The following is a 15,926-nucleotide window of genomic DNA, read 5'->3' as shown; positions in this document are numbered from 1 at the left end:
CACAGTGGGCCCTGGCCACCGGATGGCCTTCTGCCGCAGAGGCGATTGCCAAGGACGGAGTGCTCCCTCGCCAGAGGCGTTCGTCGTGCCTGGCTACGGAGTGGGCACCTCAGGAGGCATGCAATATGCGTGCAATGATCAAGGTCTTACTCGGCATAGAGCACTCTGAGTTCCCTGGTCAACGGCCGTGAACCGTCGAGAACGGTCACGAGCTGTAAAGCCGCCAGCAGTTCGACCCCATGCGGGTGGGTCGCCTATATGGACGCCGGGTGCGCTTCCGTGCCATCTGCGTGCCTGAGCCTGTGCCACTACGTCACCTCCAGCTTGATCGATTCGCTGGAAATCGGCATGATCACCGTGCCATAAGCGTGCCATTAGCCTGCGTCTGACGCGGTTGGGGATGGTCAGCGATGTGAGGGGCGCCGCAGCTTGGGGGCAGGGCCGAGGGGGTCATGGCTCCTTACAAGCGAGGGGTCACTGGTTCGATACCAGTACCGCCCACCAGCAGAAAAGCCCCGTTTCCGATCATGGAACCGGGGCTTCGTGCCATTGGCCAGCGTCGGAGGGCCCTCCGAAGATCCATCGGCGTCCCGCGTGATCTTGGAATTCATCGCGTTCGCGATCTTCCGGTCAACCTCTGCCGGCTCTATCCCGCCTGGTACTGCTACGTCACCCTGGCCATGCTCGCCCTGGCCTTCCTCGCCGCCACCCGTGCCGCCCCCAGCCCCGAACCTGCCTCGTCGGCCAGAACCGGCGCCGGCCAGCTCATCGCGATCTCCGCCAACGAGATCCGCCGCCTCTTCGCCCTGCTGACCCGACCACCCATCGACGAGAACCACATCCCGCGCTGGTCACACTGGCGATGCCAGCACCAAGTCCGCGCCCGCTGGTTCCACCAACAAATCCGCCTGGCCACGGCATACAAGCAGCTCAGCTAACAAATGGAGGCTGCCGTACTAGGTCGGCCTACTCATCGATCGGCGTGAGGATCAAGCGGGCGTTGTCCCTCGATGGACGGGTCATCGCATATCGGGCCGCCTGGCCGCTATGGTCGTCCGGGCGGCGAAAGGCGGCAAACCGCTGCGCCAACATAGCCAGGATGAGGAGCCCGGTCATGGTGGCCATGTCCTCACCGATACATTTCCGCTTTCCCTCGCCGAACGGCAGATGAGCCGCCCGTTGCTCGTGGTCGAGCCTGCCGGCGAATCGGCCGGAGTCGAAGCCCGCCGGATCCGGCCATCGGGCTGGATCGCGGTGCGTCGCATAGGGGGCGACGATGATCTGGTCGCCCACGGCGAGCCGGTGCCTGCCAAGTCGAGTCTCCGCCTTGACGTTGCGGAAGAACATGGGGAACGCGGGATGCAGGCGCAGCGACTCCTGCAGCAGAGCCTGCGCGGTGACGAGCCGCGGAAGGTCCTCCAGCGTAGGGGTGCGGTCCGCGCAGACATCGGCCACCTCGGCCCGTAGCCGGTCCAACAGATCCCCTCGCTCGGCCATCAGGACGCACGCCCACGACAGCACGGTTGCCGTGGAGTCGAATCCCGCCATCAACAGCGTGAAGACCTGGTCTCGTACCTGCCGGTCGCTCAGGCGGTGACCGGTCTGCGGATCGGTGGCGGTCATCAGCTGCCCGAGCAGGTCCCCGGCCTCGGTGCCCTGATCCCGGCGCGAGGAGATGATTGACCTAACTCTGCCATCCAGCGCCGCGATGGCCTTTCGATAGCCGCTCGCCCCGGGTGCCCAGTGCGGGAGGAAGATTCGCCCCGCCATGCCGTCGAAGACCGGCAGGGCGAGCCGCGTGAGCTCGGCCGTATCGACTGCGTTCCCCAGCGCATGCCGCATCAACACCTCGACACTCAGCAGCTTCAGCTCGCTGAAGAGCTCTATCGGACCGCGCAGATCCCATGCGTCCATTCGGCTCCGCCAGGCATCGGCCGTCAACTCCATTACGGTGCGCAGTTCGGCTCGGCGAAAGGCAGGATTCATGATCTGGCGCAGCAGGCGCCAGGTCGCCTCATCGTTCACCGTGAATAGGCCATCCTCGCCCAGGGCATCGGCGATGATCCGATAGATGGGCCCGCCCTTGTCGAACTGCATCGCGTCGGTGACCAGGATTCGATGCAGGCACTCGGGATCGCTCACCACCCAAAACTTCCGGCGCCCCGGGATCGGCAGCCGGGCAACTCCTTCGTGTGTGAGCGCCAGCCGGGTGCACAGCACGACCGGGTCTCGGCGTAGCAGCGCCGCGACCACCTCGGGCAGGGACGGCTTCGTGGGCATGCGCTGCCTCCTAGTGCTCCATGGGGCCCCAGTGACACTTCGCGGTCTTGCTGTTGAGGCCACATGAGTACGGCCACCGCGTGATCATGCCGTGGCCGTGGGCGACAGCGTAGACGCTGAGGACGGGCTGGTCACCTTCGAGGAACTGATGGGCCGGATCGCGGACCGGTTCTGCCGGGTGGACCGCGCCGTACCGCCCGCGCCTACCTGACCGGGCTGCTGTCCGGGATCGAGCGCAAGAACTGCTGGTGGCTGGCCGAACACGCGGTACTGGCCGGCCCGCAAGCGATGCAATGCCTGAACAGCGGGAACTCCGGGATGTCCTCAGCCAGTGACGATCTGCCCGGCAAGGTCAGCTGAGGGCCGAGCCTGCCCGCGGTGCGAAATGCCGTCCGGGTAAGCAGCCCGGTGCGCCGGGGGCCAGCCGCCGTGATCAAAGCGCAGGTCACCGCCAAGCTGGTACTCGTGATCGCTGCGGATTCAGCACCGGGTTCCCGGCATTTTACCCAGCGTTGACCGAATCGCATCAGGCTCAGCGCATGACCGCGCTCAACCGCCGCACGCTGCTCCGGGGCACGACCGCCATCGGAGTTGGCCTCGCCCTGGCCCCCGCGCTCGCCTCCCCTGCTCTCGCCCGCCCGACCCGCCGCGCCCCCGGGCAGATACTCGCCAACCGCCCCGTTCTCACCCACGGCATCCAGGCCGGCGACGCCGTTGGCGGCTCCGTCTCCCTATGGACCCGCGTCGACCGCCCTGCCCGGCTGCGTGCGGAGATCGCCGCAGACCCCTCCTTCCGCCGGATCCTGCGCAGCGTCGCAGGGCCGACCGTCACCCCCGCCTCGGATCTGACCGGCCAGATCAACGTGCGCGGCCTGCCCACCGCCACCGACCTCTACTACCGGATCACCGCCGTCGACCAGCACGACCACGACCGCAGCAGCGAGCCGCTCGTCGGCCACTTCAGCGCGGGCCTGGGCCGCCACGACGGCCACCGCCCGATCCGCTTCATCTGGTCCGGCGACATCGCCGGCCAGGGCTGGGGCGTCAACCCCGACCTGGGTGGGTTCCGGATCGCCGACGCGATGCGCGCGGCGAACGCCGACTTCTTCCTCTGCTCCGGCGACAACGTGTACTCCGACGGGCCGGTCACCGAGACCGTGACCCTGCCCGACGGCCGGATCTGGCGGAACCTGGTGATCGAGGAGAAGACCGCGGTCGCGCAGACGCTCGACCAATACCGCGGCCAGTTCAAGTACAACCTGCTCGCCGACAACTGGCGCGCCTTCCTCGCCGAGACCGCGATCGTCGCCCAGTGGGACGACCACGAGGTGCTCAACAACTGGTACCCCGGCGAGGTCCTGGTCGGCCGTGCCGGGTTCCCCGACGGCACGCTCGCGGACCCATTGGCGGCCCGTGCCCGCCAGGCGTTCCACGAGTACATCCCGGTCTCCCCGGCCTCGCCGGACAAGATCGGCCGCGTCTACCGCAAGCTGTCCTACGGGCCGCTGATGGATCTGTTCATCCTCGACATGCGTACCTACAAGGACCCGAACACCACCGACCTCGAGACCGTCGCCGACGGTGGCCTGCTGGGCACGGAGCAGACCGCGTGGCTGCTGCGCGAGCTCAAGGCGTCGAAGGCGACCTGGAAGGTGATCGCCAACGACCTGCCGATCGGCCTCGTCGTGCCCGACGGGAGCAATCAGGAGTCGTCGTCCAACGGCGACCCGGGTGCGCCGCTGGGCCGCGAGCTCGACGTCGCCTACCTCCTCACGCAGATCAAGCGCCTCGGTATCCGCAACCACGTCTGGCTCACCGCCGACGTGCATTACACCGCCGCGCACCACTACCACCCCGACCGGGCGGCGTACCAGGACTTCGACCCGTTCTGGGAGTTCGTCTCCGGACCGCTCAACGCCGGCGCCTTCGGCCCGAACGTGCTCGACGCGACCTTCGGCCCGGAGGCCGTCTTCCAGGCCGTGCCGCCGCGGCCGTCCACCTCGCCGCTGGAGGGCTACCAATTCTTCGGCCAGGTCGACATCGACCCGCGCACGCAGCAGTTGACCGTCACCCTCAAGGACGTCGAGGGCAAGGCGCTCTTCACACAGACGCTCGACCCCGAGCGCCGATGACATTGGGTCGCTGAAGATCCTGCTGGGCCGAGGTGCCCGGGTCTCCCGTCTCCTGCTTAGGCTCCGCGGCTGGACGCTGCATGCCCACGGAGAGCGCCGTGAGGCAGTGGACCTTCGACGGTCTGCCGGGCGCTTGGCCGGTACCTTGACTGCCGACGAAGGAACTGCGCACTGACGCGGGCAGTTCCTTCAGATCGGATGTGTCCCCACCGCCCGGACAGTGGCCGCCGGAGGGTCCGTCGATCGCCCAGCGGCTTGCCTGGTGGCACGCTGGGCTCAAGAGGCTCCTTACAAGTGAAAGGTCTCTGGTTCGAACCCAGTACCGCCTGCCTGCATCAAGAAGCCCCGCAGCGATCACGCCACAGGGCCGCTTACGCCATTCGCATGCCATCTTGTCTGGCTGGGCGAACCGCCGTACATGGACATCAGCATCGCCCCTACTCCGAGAGCTTCCGGTAGGTTGTTGGCCGCCCTTGGCCCCCAAGTTGCTCGACGAGCCCCCTCGATCTCAGTTCGCGTAGTGCCTTGCGGATGTTGGGTGCGGACAGGTTCAGTTCCTGCTTGAGGTCAGCGACACTGCGTGTCCCGGCCGCCAAGGTGTCGTAGACGCGTAGCTCCGTCTCGTTCAGGTCGTCGCCCGGGCGGATGACGGGAACTGCCTGCCGCCGTAGGACGACAGTGAATCGAATGGCGGCGTCGATATAGTGCGCAGGTGGAAGCCCGGCCTCTGCCAGGGCATCGGCCACGATCGGAATGCCGGTTGCCAGCGCCTCGATCACTCGCGCGCCTGTTTCTGGTGTGCGAGCGTGTTGGCAGATCGCAACGAGTCGCGCATTGCGTGCTGAGGTGACGGCATCCCGGCCGAGCCGATCGACCGTGATGCCGTACAGGCCGCCCGGGTTTGAGACGATCAGCCGGTCACGGCGGAGCCGAACCTCCACGGCCATGCCAGCCGACCAATGATCGAGGTCGCGATGGAGAAGAGCGTTCGCGATGATCTCGCGAAATGCGATGTATGGATAGGCGGGCCGATCACGAACAGTCCCGTCCGGTGCCGACACGACGCTGGTGTCAAAGGTTCGCCGTGCCCAGTTCAGGGCCTCTTCCAGCATCCGTGGAATAGCTCCAGTGATCGTTGTCTGGTTCCGAGCCCGCGATCCTACGGGATCGGTCGGCAATGGCTCTGCCGAAGCCTGGATGACGAAGCGCGGAAACCACTCCTGTGGATGAACCCCCAAAGCCAACACTCCGGCGACGGTCGGAGTGCCGTCGGGCAGAGTAACTCCAGCACGCCGCAGCAACTCGGCATCGTCAAGGAAACGGCCCAGGCCGTAGGGATCCCGTTCGCGGACCGAACGTAGGAACGCTGCGACAAGGTCGCTGTCCAGGTCCTCGCGGCTGGCGCCTGTGACGGGCTGCCGGTCGAAGAGCGGCGGCTTCCGGGCGGCAAGGAATGCCTGCTCTTCCAAATCCGACAGTGGGAAGTCCCCGTCGTACCCCCGCATGTATGCCGTACCCGACGCCGTGATCCGACACGGCTTGGCCGACGGATCGCATTCATGCACCCTGGCGACGATGACCGGTGCCCCATCCACTTCCGCGTCGCTGATCGTAAGCTGGACAGGCGGCGAGAACGAGCGAGCCTTGTGAGCGAGGCCCTGCTTGAGAGCTTGCGGATCTGAAAGCTGTACCGGACGAAAGCCGGTGGCCTCGTCGAGGCCGAGGATGATCATCCCGCCGCCTGGATGGTTTGCCAGCGCACTCAGAGTTGAGGCGAGCGACTGCGGCAACCCTCCTGCCGCCGACTTGACCTCGACATCGTCGTAGTCGCCTCCGGCTGTGCGGAGACGTGCGACCAACTCGTTTACGCTCTGGCTCACAGGTAAATGTAATCATGTGCTGGTTACATTTACTCGGTTTCCGGTTACATTTCGTCCTGTTCCGATTCGGCGCCTTCAGACGCGTCGCCTCCGAGAGAGCCCAGCACCCCGGAGCCGACTGTCCGAGCATCGCGCAGCCTGACGAGTTCCCGATCGACGTGATGTCCGAGGCGCCCCCCGTCCGGCGCCGCCGACGTCACCAGCCTCCTGATCGAGCGTCTTGCCAGTCGTCTCAATGCCGCCGTCACCGCCCGTTCACCGTTCGCTCCCGCATTTACATACATGGTGCATGTATGTATTCTCGCGTCATCATCACTCCAGGAGGGGCGGTCATGCGGGCGATGCAGCAGTCGGCGTGGGGAGAGGCCGAGACCATGGCGTTGGTCGAGGTGGAGGAGCCTGCGCCGGTGTTCGGCGAGGTGCTGGTCAGGGTCATGGCGGCCGGGGTCAATCCGGTGGACGTCTTCACGCGCCGGGGGCAGGCGTACAACCGGGTGCTCGACCTGCCGTTCATCAATGGCTGGGACGTCGCGGGGACAGTGGTGAGGACCGGCTACGGCACGGCCCGGTTCCGGCCCGGCGATCGGGTGTTCGGGATGCCGTGGTTCCCCCGGGCCGCGGGTTGTTATGCCGAGTACGTCACCGCCCCTGCCCGCCACTTCGCCCGTATGCCGGAGGGCTTGAGCTTCACCGAGGCGGCGGCGCTGCCGCTCGCCGGGTTGACGGCGTGGCAGATGCTCACCGAGGTCGCCGCCGTCGCCCCGGGGCAGCGGATCCTCGTGGCGGGCGCGGCCGGGGGCGTGGGACACCTGGCGGTCCAGATCGCCAAAGCCCGCGGCGCCCACGTGACCGGCACCGCGAGCGCCGCCAAGCATGCCTTCGTCCGCGGATTGGGGGCGGACGAAGTGATCGACCACACCACGACAGAGGTGTCCGCCGTGGCGCGTGACATGGATGTCGTCGTCCAGATGTTCGGCGGTGAGGCCGGGCTCAAAGCGCTGGAGTGCCTGCGGCCGGGCGGCGTCCTGGTCAGCGGGCAGGCGGCCTGGACCCCCGGGTTGCACGAGCGTGCCGACGAGCTCGGCGTGCGTGCCGTGGCCTACCTCGTCGATCCCGACGGCGCCGGGCTCGCCGCACTGGCCGGCCTCGTGGCCGAGAGGCAGTTGAAGGTGCACCTCGACGCGGTGTTCCCGCTGGCGGAGGCGGCTAAGGCGCATGACCTCCTCGGTTCGGGGCGTACCAGGGGCAAGGTTGTGCTCGCCGTCGGCGAGATGAATTAAGGAGGAGCAGTGTCGGAACAGCACACCACACCGGCTGACGTGGTCCACGCTTACGCGCAGGCCAAGAGCCGCGCCGATATGCAGGCGGCTCTGCGGTACTGCAGCCCGGACACCGTTTTCGAGACGATCGCGTTCCAGGCCGTCGCGACCGGCATCGATGAGGTCGCCCGACAGAACGCCGCGTTCCTGCGCACCTTCCCCGATTACGGTGTGGAGCTCGAATATCTCGTTGCGGCGGGCGACCTGGTCGTCGGCGCCGGGACGATCCGAGCCACCATGGTGGAGAGCCTGGTGGGGATCGAGCCCACGGGCAGAGCCTTCGCGCTGCCGTTCGCCTGCCACTGGAGAGTGCGGGACGGGCTGATCGCCCACGAGCGGTTCTTCTTCGACTTCCATCAGATGTGCGAGCAACTCGGGCTGTCCACCGCCGAGGCCGCGGCGCGGTTCGCCGCCTGGCGGGAGCGGGCGAAGGCGGCGGCGCGATGATGGCCTACGTGCTGGTTCATGGGGCCGGGCACGGCGGCTGCTGCCGGCGGCACGTGCCCGCGCGGTTGTGAGAGACCGGTCGTGAGGTCCACGCTCCGACGCTGACCGGTCTCGGCGAGATAGCTGAACTCCTACATCCGGGTAGGAGCCCGGCACGTCATCATCCGGCTGGCCGCTGATGACCATCACGCGGCCCTGGAAAAGGTCGCGGGCCAGCTCCTGCCACTGCTCCACCTGCACGGGCACCCGTGACGGCTCGGAAAATACGTTCGCCGCGTATGTTCTTCTAACCTCGAGTTGAGAGCAAGAGGAGATACGCGGGTGGCAGAGAACACGAATGTGCGACGGAGCCAGCACGAGCGCACCAAGGCGACCACGGGCGCCTTGGTCGCGGCGGCGCGCGAGCTTTTCATCAGCGACGGTTTCTCCGCCACCGCGGTGGACGAGATCTGTGCCAGGGCCGGCGTGACACGTGGCGCTTTCTACCATCACTTCAGCAACAAGGAACACATCTTCCGCGAGGTCTACGCCGCCGACCAGAAGGCGCTCGCGATGATCGTCCGGCGGGCGTTCCAGGCCCAGCGGGATCCGTGGGACGGGGTGTCGGCGGGCTGCCGACGCCTGCTGGAGGCGTCCCTCGAACCCGCCGTACGCCAGATCACGCTGGTCGAGGCGCCGGGCGCGCTCGGCTGGTCTGCCATGCGAGACATCCAGGCCGGGTGCAAGGAGCAGATGCGGCGCGGGCTGGCCATCGCGATCGAGGCCGGATGCATCCCGAACCGGCCGTTGGACCCCCCCACCTCGCTGCTGTACGGGGGGATCTGCGAGAGTGCCCTGGACATCGCACGCGCCCCGGACCAGCGTGCCGCTCTGGAGGACTCGCTGGCGGAACTCGACCTGGTGCTCGCCGGCGTCGCCCACCGTTCAACTCCGGGCTGCATGCACGCAAGATAGGGGAGCGGCATCCAGGCGCGGCTCCGCAGGCCGAAGTCACGTTCCTGAAGTCCTTCGGTGGCAACGGGTTTCAGTGGCCGGGTCGGAGGACGAGGACCTTCCTCGCATGGCCGAACTCGTCGAGAGGTCTATAGATCTTTCTCTCGGCCTGGTGGACGCCGCTGTCATCGCGATCGCCGAGTGCCTGGGACTCAGGAGGTGGCAACCGTCGAACACCGGCACTTGCTAGTGGTTCGCCCGCGCCACGACGAGGCCTTCACTCTGCTTCCCGGCTGATCGCAGGCACCGCCGTACTGGGTGACCATCTGGGTGCCGACGGCCGTGTACAGGCTCGGACAGTGGTGGCCAACTGTGGACTGTCTGCCCAAATCAGGGTAGGTGCTGGTGCTGCTCCCGCCCCTTCCCGGGTTGGCTTACAAGCGAGGGGGTCACTGGTTCGATATCAGTATCGCCCACCGGCAGAAAACGGCTTGTGCTCGTTGATCATGGCGTTCGTCGCGTCGGCGATCTTACGGTCTGCTTCATGGAAGTGCGGGCCGGGAGCCGATCTTCCGTGTGTTCTCGTCCCACTTGGCCGCGCCTCGGAAGTCGCTCCGCCGCAGGATGAGGTCCAGGTCCATTCGACGGAGGGCTGCCACTTCGCCCCAGCGCAGGCTCGCGAAGGTGGCGGCAGGATCAGGGAGCGCAGCGGATAGCATCGAGGGGTGGACGATGATCTCTCAGGTGGACCAGTGACCAACGTCGAGATCGCTCTCGGGGTCGGCCTCATGGTGTTGCTCCTTCTGCTGCCCACCATCATTTGGCTTGCCACGATGTTGCTGCCACGCCGTAGATAGAGCCTGCGGCGGGGCCTCGGCTCCGGGAATCGCGACGGGCGCCGCAGGCGGTCAGTGCGGGCGTGCTATTCGCTGGCCCTGGCGCGATGAGGAAACCCTGATCAGACGGCATAGTGACATGGTGGAAGAGCATGATCGTCGTGCCATGGGATCCGGCGGAAGCCTGGCGGACCTTTCGGAAGTCGCGCCGTACGTGTGGGCCGTGACAGGCGTCCCCGTCCGTGTGCAGAACACGAGGTCCGTGTCCTTCCACGCTCGCAGCTTGCGAGCCCGAGAGCAGGCAACCACATGCTTGTCGGCGCAGGTGTTGTGCATCTTCACCGTGGCGACCGACCTGCGCCGAGGCCGCGCTCCAGCCAGGTCCCAGCAGGTACGGATCATGCGACGCGCTTGGTCGGTGACGGGGATGGCGTCGAGGCTCAGATCCGGTTTGAGTTCCGTGCCGTGGCATAGGTCGCAGGTGGCCGTCAGGCTCAACCGCCCGCGTCCGGCGCACACCCGGCAGGACAGGCGATGAACGACGGTGCCGGCGGCTTCGGCGCCCTTGGCGGCGTACGGGGGCAGCCAGTGATCCCGGTGGAACGTTTGCCCAGGTGAGAGCCGACATCATCCGAACGAGTGGGCACGCTCAAGGTGCGCGGCGGGAGGACATCGCCGAGAACAAGAACCATGAACCTGCCATGGTGCATCCGATCGCGAGAAAGATCAGCGCCAGAGACAATCCATGTGACCAGCCCATCACCATATTGGACAGTGCCAGGAAAACGGAGAAGAGCCCCATGAGTAGTTGCCCCAAGCCGTAGCGGCGAGGCTCATATTGCGCGCGTTTGCCGATCAACGGGCGGGGGAGTCGATTGGTGACCAGCGTGTATATCCCGAATGCGCGAGGACGCATCCGAGTCCTAATATGACTGCCCACATTGTGAAGTTCACTTGAGTCGGCTCCTTGGCTGCGCAGGGTAAGTGCTGTTCAGATCATCCTGCTGCTCGCCTTGATGAAGATCAAGCGGCGGCGCGGCGCGCTGCCCTTTGGGGGAAACTCGCTCATACCCTCGCCGGACACGCCGGGGTCCTGGCCGCCTCGGGGCGGCTGACCCGTCAGGCCCGGCTGGAAGCGCCCCGCGGTCGTTGATCCTGGTCGGATCTGATGGCCTCGCGCACATCTTTCGCCCGCCTGCCCTCTCTGCGTACCGGCTCCGCAGTGTGAGCGCGAACCGCAGGTCAACTCCCACTCTCCCGGTCTCCGGTGACTGACGGTGACCAACAGGTGCCCGAACCGGCCGGCCCTCTATGCGGGTTTTGGATGTTCTCTGTATGGCTCATCCGCACTCTTGATCTCCAGCAAGAGACGTTTCGCACGACCTCATAGACAACGCACGGTGCCGGCCAAGCCTCGTCCCCGGCACACGTAGAAAGGATTTCGTATGAGACCCAAAGGGGTACTCACGGTTGGGTTCGCTCTGTTCGTCTGTCTCGCGTCGGGCCAGGCCGCGTTAGCGAGCACGACGGGGGCCGAGGCCGGTCCGACGCCGACTGCTACACCGACCGCCACGAAGACCGTCACACCCACCCCCACGCCGACCTCCGGGGCGGACAACAACGACCCCCCGAACCAGGTTGAGGGGCCGCAGGTGTCGACCCTGGCCGCCCCGGGCTTCCAGCTCCCCTTCCCCTGCGGCCAGTCGTGGAACGGTAACAACAGCGGCAGCAGCGCTCACCGGTCCTATGAGATCGACTTCAACCGGGGCAGCACGCCGAACGCCGACCTCGGGGACACCGTTGTCGCCGCCGCCGCGGGCACCGTGGTCATCTCGGCCCACCAGGGTTCGGTCAACGGCTACGGGAACCTGGTCAAGATCGACCACGGGGGCGGCTGGACGTCCTTCTACGCGCATCTGAACTCGCGCGCCGTCGCCGCCGGGGCCAAGGTCACTCAGGGCCAGAAGATCGGCGCGGTCGGCAACACCAGCAAGCCGGGCAACGGCATCTCGCCTCACCTGCACTTCGAGGTGCGCCAGGGCAGCAGCTACCCGTCGAACATCCGCAAGGCCGTCTTCAACGGGGTTACGTTCGGCTACCCGAACCAGACCCTCACCTCCAAGAACTGCGGCGGAGGCGGCGGCGGTAACCCGCACACCGCCGCGTCGGTGTGCGGCAGCGGCTACAAGGTGATCGACTCGGCCGCCCTGGGTACGGCGGGCAAGGTCTACCTGCTGTTCAACTCGGCCAAGGGCCAGAACTGCGTGGCCACCATCAAGGCGACCTCCCTTGGCAAGGCCACCGCGGCCAGCGCCTACCTGGAGGTGAAGGGCAAGACGCGGGTCAGCGACACCGGCAACTTCACCTACTTCGCGGGTCCGGTACGCGCCAGTGCGGCGGACAAGTGCGTCAAGTGGGGCGGCAAGGCCGGTACCGCCACCTACAACAGCCCCTTCGAACACTGCAGCTGACGTCTGAACCATGAACGCCGCCACCCCCTGCGGGTGGCGGCGCTTTCATGCCTTGCTGCTACCGAGGGCGGTTGCCCTTCTTCTTACGGCTGGTCGGCACGGTCCGGCGGCTGGAGCCACTCTGCGAGGCTTTTTGTGGCTTTCGTGGGTTTTGTGGCTGCCGCTGTGTCCGCTCCTCCGCAGGGGAGGCGGCTGGAGTACGGCCCCGCGAGCTGTTCACGGTCCGGCCGCGTACGATGCCGATGAAATCTTCCACCAGGTCGGTGGTCGCGTCCGTGGGCCAGGCCAGCGCGACCTGAGACTGCGGCGCGTCCAGCACCGGCCGGTACGTGAGATCCCGGCGGTCGTGGAGGCGGGCCAGCGACTGCGGGACCAGGAGCAGCCCAGCGCCGGAGGCTACCAGCTCGACCGCGGCCGCAGTCGTGGCCGGGCGGGTGAAGGCGGGCACTCCGGGCCGGACCGTCCACTCGATTATCTCGTCCAGAGGATGGAACACCTCGTCGTCGGCCAGATCGGCGATGGCCACCTCGTCGGCGGCGGTAACCGCGTGGTCCTTGGGCACCACGACCACCGTGGTCTCCACGTACAGGGGAATCACGCTGAGCCCGTCCCGGTCGACCGGCAGCCTGACGAATCCGGCGTCGGCGCCGCCTTCGCGCAGGAGTCCCACCACCTCGGCGGCGGGAACCGCGACCAGGGTGATCGGTACGTCGGGCAGTCTCTCGGTCCAGACGCCCACCCATTTGGCTGGTGTCACCCCGGGCACGTACGCCAGCCGGAACTCGTCGCCGGTCTCCCCATCAGTCACTTCCTCAGCGTACCGATGTCAGCGGAACCCGTTTCGACTGACTACGCTTTGCGCCATGTCCAAACCGAAGACCATCCAGACGATGAAGCCTGAGACCGCGGCCAAGAAGCTGGGTGTCCTTCTCTCGGCCACGCCCGCCGAGTTCCAGGCGGGTGTCGTCTCCAGGGACGAGTTGAACGAGTTGCAGTCGACGCCACCCACCTGGCTCGCCGACCTGCGCCGCAACGGCCCGCACCCCAAGCAGGTCGTCGCCGCGAAGCTCGGGGTCTCCATTTCCGGCCTGGCCAGAGGCGGGATCACCGAACCGCTCACCACCGCTGAGATCGACGCGCTGAAGGCGGAGAACCCGGCGTGGCTGGAGCGCGAGCGGACCGTCCAGGCCGAGACCCGCAAAGAAGCAGTCCGCCTCAAGCAACGCTAGACGGCGGAGGTCCTGAGCCCCTGGGCCGACCCGAGTCGAGCTCGTGGGGCGATGCGGTTCCGCGCCGGGCTGGGCACGACCCACCTGCGACCCAGCTGACCAACTATGGTGACCGGCCATGAGAACCCTCATAGTCGGCGGTAGTGGCTTGCTCGGCGGCGAGCTCGCTCGACAGTGTTCGCTGGCAGGACACGAGGTCGCCGCCACGTACCTGACCCGACCGGGAGAGACCGCCGGCGTTGAGTGGTCGCAGCTCGACGTGCGCCGACGAGAGGACGTCGATGCGTTGATCGGCGCATTCCGGCCAGAGGTGGTCATAAACGCTGCCTACCGGCAGACCGATTGGGTTACAACGGCGATCGGCGCCGCGAACGTGGCCCTCGCGATCTCCACGGCAGGTGGACGCCTCGTCCATGTGTCCAGCGATGCGGTCTTCTCCGGCGCTGCGGTTCGCTATGACGAGATGTGCGTCCCTGACCCGATCAGCCCGTATGGTGCGGCCAAAGCCGCCGCCGAGACAGCGGTGAACGCGATCGTGCCCGCCGCGGTGATAGCCCGGACATCCTTGATCATCGGCGACGGTGACTCCCCGCACGAGGCCCTGGTGCATTCACTTGCCACAGGGAGCGCGAGAGGAGTGCTGTTCACCGATGACGTGCGGTGTCCCGTGCATGTCGTCGATCTTGCTGCGGCGCTGCTGGAACTTGCCGCTGCTGAGTATCGGGGTATCCACCACGTCGCCGGAGCCGATGCCGTAAGCCGATACGAGCTTGGGCTGCTCATCGCTCGCCGCGATGGCCTCGACACGCACCACTTGCCGTCAGGCCGGCGGGCGGACACCAGGCTGCCCGGCCCCATAGACGTGCGCTTGGACTGCGCCATGACCCAGCGGCGGCTTCGGACCGAGTTGCGCGGCGCGCGGCAATTCCTGGGTGACGGTCAGCGGTGATCATGATGCGGTGGGCCGGGCCCACCGCATCATGATCATCACTCAGGTGCAGGGTCGGTTGTTCACCCTGCAGATGCAGTTGGTGCCGCTCTTTCTGTAGTCGCAGCACTCGAACCGGTACAGCGTGCTCCCCAAGTAGGCGCATGTCGTCCAGCAGTGCTTGCCGCCGCAGCTGTTGATGCTGGTGCAGCCGCTCGAGCAGCAGGTCGTGGCTGAGCAGCAGCTACAGCCGTCGTAACCGTAGCAGCCGTCCGGCGCCGCTTCGGCTCGTCCGGGGAACCACGCGTTGGTGGCGACCCCGACGATTGTCGCCCCGGCGACGGCGAGGAACTTGTTCCTCGTCAGCCGAGTCTTCTTCACGTGCTCGACGATCATGCTCTCATCCCCTCTGGTACGTCCACTCTCTGTTCCCACAGCACCTCGAGGTCCGCGGCGCTGTCGGCGTCGCTGCCCGTCGCGACGGCGACCATGAAGCCGTCCCGCTGCAGGACGACGGTGGGCCACATCGCCATGGGCAGGTCGGCGTCGACGGCCTTGGCCCGCTCGCCGTCGAAGGCATTGACGTGTGATGGGATCATCGCGAGCAACTCGGCGGTGGAGTCGCCGGCGATGATCGCCACCGTTTGACGGTCCGCGAACTTGTCCAGATCTGCCGCGAGGCCGTGACAAGTGCCGCAGGTGCTGGACATGAAGAGCAGCAACGCGTCCTGCGTCGCGTCGGGGATCAGGGAGACCAGGCTGTCTGGAAGTTTCCTGCCGATGATCAGCTGGGCGCTGGGATCCATGCCGCGCCCGGTGAGGCGCAGGCGCAGCTCCGCGATTCCCCGCAGGCAGGCCAGGAAGGCCACCGTGAGGACGACGCACGCCGCCACCAGCACGACGGCGAGAACGCGTTCCATCAGGCAGCCTGCCTGATCCGCCGCATGAAGTGGACGGTCAGGGTGCCGTCCACGCGGTTGTCGAAGCACTCCAGGGCGACGGTGTCCCCGGCCTTCAGTGGCTGGGCCAGCGGTTTGGCGGCCGGTTCGGCCGACATGCCCTCATAGTGCAGCGTCCGCGGGTCGAGCAGGCAGACCTGGCCGTTCACCGAGATGCGATCGGCGGTGACCTCCGTCACGCTTCCGGTGATGTTGCGGTGCAGAGTGACCGCGACGCGCTGACCCGCGGTGGACTCGTCGAGCACGACGAGGTCGCCGGGCCTGAGCGTCCAGCCGTAGGGCAGTTCCTCGGCCTTGGCCGGGACGGGCGCGGCGGCCGTGAGGCCGGCCGAGCCGTAGCGGCGCACTGTCACGTCCTGGCCCGAACCGCTGACCAGGACGCCGGCAGAGGCGTCGGACGGGGGTAGTGGCGAGCTGCCGGCCGTGTCTTTGAAGACTCCGGCGAACAGCCCGCGTCTGGTTGTTTCCTCCTTCATTACTTCTTCCTTTCTGTTGGTGACACAACGGTCTGT

The 15,926-nt window shown here is 66.9% G+C and carries 15 protein-coding genes, 1 tRNA gene and 1 pseudogene; 10 read left to right on the top strand and 7 right to left on the bottom strand.

Features of this window, described 5'->3' with window-relative positions:
• Nucleotides 1–433: 433 nt before the first annotated feature.
• Both AB0B91_RS04510 and AB0B91_RS04505 read left to right on the top strand, forming a co-directional pair.
• Nucleotides 434–504 (top strand) — tRNA-OTHER (locus AB0B91_RS04510).
• Between the two features lie 176 nt (nt 505–680).
• Nucleotides 681–938 carry a hypothetical protein gene (locus tag AB0B91_RS04505; RefSeq protein ID WP_358315397.1) on the top strand — a complete coding sequence of 86 codons (258 nt, stop codon included), beginning with the start codon at nt 681–683 and terminating at the stop codon, nt 936–938.
• A gap of 28 nt (nt 939–966) precedes the next feature.
• Here the strand turns inward: AB0B91_RS04505 and AB0B91_RS04500 are convergent, their stop codons facing one another.
• Nucleotides 967–2,280, bottom strand: coding sequence for a cytochrome P450 (locus AB0B91_RS04500; protein ID WP_358315394.1), 1,314 nt, complete (start codon nt 2,278–2,280; stop codon nt 967–969).
• Nucleotides 2,281–2,428: 148 nt separating this feature from the next.
• On the opposite strand from AB0B91_RS04500, the pseudogene AB0B91_RS04495 reads away from it, so the two are divergent.
• A pseudogene (locus AB0B91_RS04495) lies at nt 2,429–2,547 on the top strand (IS701 family transposase); the annotation flags it as partial.
• 272 nt (nt 2,548–2,819) lie between these two features.
• The gene (locus tag AB0B91_RS04490; protein ID WP_358315391.1) at nt 2,820–4,412 is read left to right on the top strand and encodes an alkaline phosphatase D family protein; all 1,593 of its coding nucleotides are present in this window, start codon (nt 2,820–2,822) and stop codon (nt 4,410–4,412) included.
• Nucleotides 4,413–4,849: 437 nt separating this feature from the next.
• On the opposite strand, the gene AB0B91_RS04485 is transcribed toward AB0B91_RS04490, so the two are convergent.
• Nucleotides 4,850–6,292: an ATP-binding protein gene (locus AB0B91_RS04485; RefSeq protein ID WP_358315388.1), complete on the bottom strand. Its 1,443-nt coding sequence runs from the start codon at nt 6,290–6,292 to the stop codon at nt 4,850–4,852.
• A gap of 293 nt (nt 6,293–6,585) precedes the next feature.
• Between AB0B91_RS04485 and AB0B91_RS04480 the strand changes: the two genes are divergently transcribed.
• The 3 genes from AB0B91_RS04480 (at nt 6,586) to AB0B91_RS04470 (ending at nt 9,012) form a co-directional block, all read left to right on the top strand.
• Nucleotides 6,586–7,572 carry an NADP-dependent oxidoreductase gene (locus AB0B91_RS04480; RefSeq protein ID WP_358315384.1) on the top strand — a complete coding sequence of 329 codons (987 nt, stop codon included), beginning with the start codon at nt 6,586–6,588 and terminating at the stop codon, nt 7,570–7,572.
• A 9-nt stretch (nt 7,573–7,581) separates the two neighbouring features.
• The gene (locus AB0B91_RS04475; protein ID WP_358315381.1) at nt 7,582–8,058 is read left to right on the top strand and encodes an ester cyclase; all 477 of its coding nucleotides are present in this window, start codon (nt 7,582–7,584) and stop codon (nt 8,056–8,058) included.
• Between the two features lie 321 nt (nt 8,059–8,379).
• Nucleotides 8,380–9,012: a helix-turn-helix domain-containing protein gene (locus AB0B91_RS04470; protein ID WP_358315378.1), complete on the top strand. Its 633-nt coding sequence runs from the start codon at nt 8,380–8,382 to the stop codon at nt 9,010–9,012.
• A gap of 1,464 nt (nt 9,013–10,476) precedes the next feature.
• Here the strand turns inward: AB0B91_RS04470 and AB0B91_RS04465 are convergent.
• Entirely contained in the window at nt 10,477–10,743 is a 267-nt protein-coding gene (locus tag AB0B91_RS04465; RefSeq protein ID WP_358315375.1) for a hypothetical protein, read from the bottom strand.
• A gap of 529 nt (nt 10,744–11,272) precedes the next feature.
• Between AB0B91_RS04465 and AB0B91_RS04460 the strand changes: the two genes are divergently transcribed.
• Nucleotides 11,273–12,298, top strand: coding sequence for a M23 family metallopeptidase (locus AB0B91_RS04460; RefSeq protein WP_358315373.1), 1,026 nt, complete (start codon nt 11,273–11,275; stop codon nt 12,296–12,298).
• Between the two features lie 58 nt (nt 12,299–12,356).
• On the opposite strand, the gene AB0B91_RS04455 is transcribed toward AB0B91_RS04460, so the two are convergent.
• Nucleotides 12,357–13,106 carry a LysR family substrate-binding domain-containing protein gene (locus tag AB0B91_RS04455; RefSeq protein ID WP_358315370.1) on the bottom strand — a complete coding sequence of 250 codons (750 nt, stop codon included), beginning with the start codon at nt 13,104–13,106 and terminating at the stop codon, nt 12,357–12,359.
• A gap of 55 nt (nt 13,107–13,161) precedes the next feature.
• Here AB0B91_RS04455 and AB0B91_RS04450 point away from each other — a divergent pair, with 55 nt between their 5' ends.
• Together AB0B91_RS04450 and AB0B91_RS04445 are read left to right on the top strand one after the other, a co-directional pair.
• On the top strand, nt 13,162–13,527 hold the full coding sequence (locus AB0B91_RS04450; RefSeq protein WP_358315368.1) for a DUF5997 family protein: 366 nt from the start codon (nt 13,162–13,164) through the stop codon (nt 13,525–13,527).
• A 118-nt stretch (nt 13,528–13,645) separates the two neighbouring features.
• Nucleotides 13,646–14,476, top strand: coding sequence for a sugar nucleotide-binding protein (locus AB0B91_RS04445; protein ID WP_358315365.1), 831 nt, complete (start codon nt 13,646–13,648; stop codon nt 14,474–14,476).
• A 42-nt stretch (nt 14,477–14,518) separates the two neighbouring features.
• Here AB0B91_RS04445 and AB0B91_RS04440 read toward each other — a convergent pair whose 3' ends face one another.
• The 3 genes from AB0B91_RS04440 to AB0B91_RS04430 are packed head-to-tail and all read right to left on the bottom strand — an operon-like array spanning nt 14,519 to nt 15,890.
• Nucleotides 14,519–14,851, bottom strand: coding sequence for a hypothetical protein (locus AB0B91_RS04440; RefSeq protein WP_358315362.1), 333 nt, complete (start codon nt 14,849–14,851; stop codon nt 14,519–14,521).
• Complete coding sequence (locus AB0B91_RS04435) at nt 14,848–15,375, bottom strand: hypothetical protein (RefSeq protein ID WP_358315359.1); 528 nt, start codon at nt 15,373–15,375, stop codon at nt 14,848–14,850. Before AB0B91_RS04435 ends, AB0B91_RS04440 begins: the two co-directional genes overlap by 4 nt.
• Nucleotides 15,375–15,890, bottom strand: a complete 516-nt coding sequence (locus AB0B91_RS04430; protein ID WP_358315356.1) for a hypothetical protein — start codon at nt 15,888–15,890, stop codon at nt 15,375–15,377. The genes AB0B91_RS04435 and AB0B91_RS04430 overlap by 1 nt, the downstream gene beginning before the upstream one ends.
• Between the last annotated feature and the right edge of the window lie 36 nt (nt 15,891–15,926).

Origin of the sequence: Nonomuraea sp. NPDC049141 (assembly GCF_040648415.1) — a bacterium.
Classification (GTDB): Bacteria; Actinomycetota; Actinomycetes; order Streptosporangiales; family Streptosporangiaceae; genus Nonomuraea.
The sequence above is the reverse complement of the archived record's forward strand: the minus strand, read 5'-3'. Positions and strand labels throughout refer to the sequence as shown.

Coding starts and splice junctions, on each gene's coding strand:
- AB0B91_RS04505 (WP_358315397.1), top strand. CDS start 681: ATGCTCGCCCTGGCCTTCCTCGCCGCCACCCGTGCCGCCCCCAGCCCC.
- AB0B91_RS04500 (WP_358315394.1), bottom strand. CDS start 2,280: ATGCCCACGAAGCCGTCCCTGCCCGAGGTGGTCGCGGCGCTGCTACGC.
- AB0B91_RS04490 (WP_358315391.1), top strand. CDS start 2,820: ATGACCGCGCTCAACCGCCGCACGCTGCTCCGGGGCACGACCGCCATC.
- AB0B91_RS04480 (WP_358315384.1), top strand. CDS start 6,586: ATGTATTCTCGCGTCATCATCACTCCAGGAGGGGCGGTCATGCGGGCG.
- AB0B91_RS04465 (WP_358315375.1), bottom strand. CDS start 10,743: ATGCGTCCTCGCGCATTCGGGATATACACGCTGGTCACCAATCGACTC.
- AB0B91_RS04460 (WP_358315373.1), top strand. CDS start 11,273: ATGAGACCCAAAGGGGTACTCACGGTTGGGTTCGCTCTGTTCGTCTGT.
- AB0B91_RS04450 (WP_358315368.1), top strand. CDS start 13,162: ATGTCCAAACCGAAGACCATCCAGACGATGAAGCCTGAGACCGCGGCC.
- AB0B91_RS04445 (WP_358315365.1), top strand. CDS start 13,646: ATGAGAACCCTCATAGTCGGCGGTAGTGGCTTGCTCGGCGGCGAGCTC.
- AB0B91_RS04440 (WP_358315362.1), bottom strand. CDS start 14,851: ATGATCGTCGAGCACGTGAAGAAGACTCGGCTGACGAGGAACAAGTTC.
- AB0B91_RS04435 (WP_358315359.1), bottom strand. CDS start 15,375: ATGGAACGCGTTCTCGCCGTCGTGCTGGTGGCGGCGTGCGTCGTCCTC.
- AB0B91_RS04430 (WP_358315356.1), bottom strand. CDS start 15,890: ATGAAGGAGGAAACAACCAGACGCGGGCTGTTCGCCGGAGTCTTCAAA.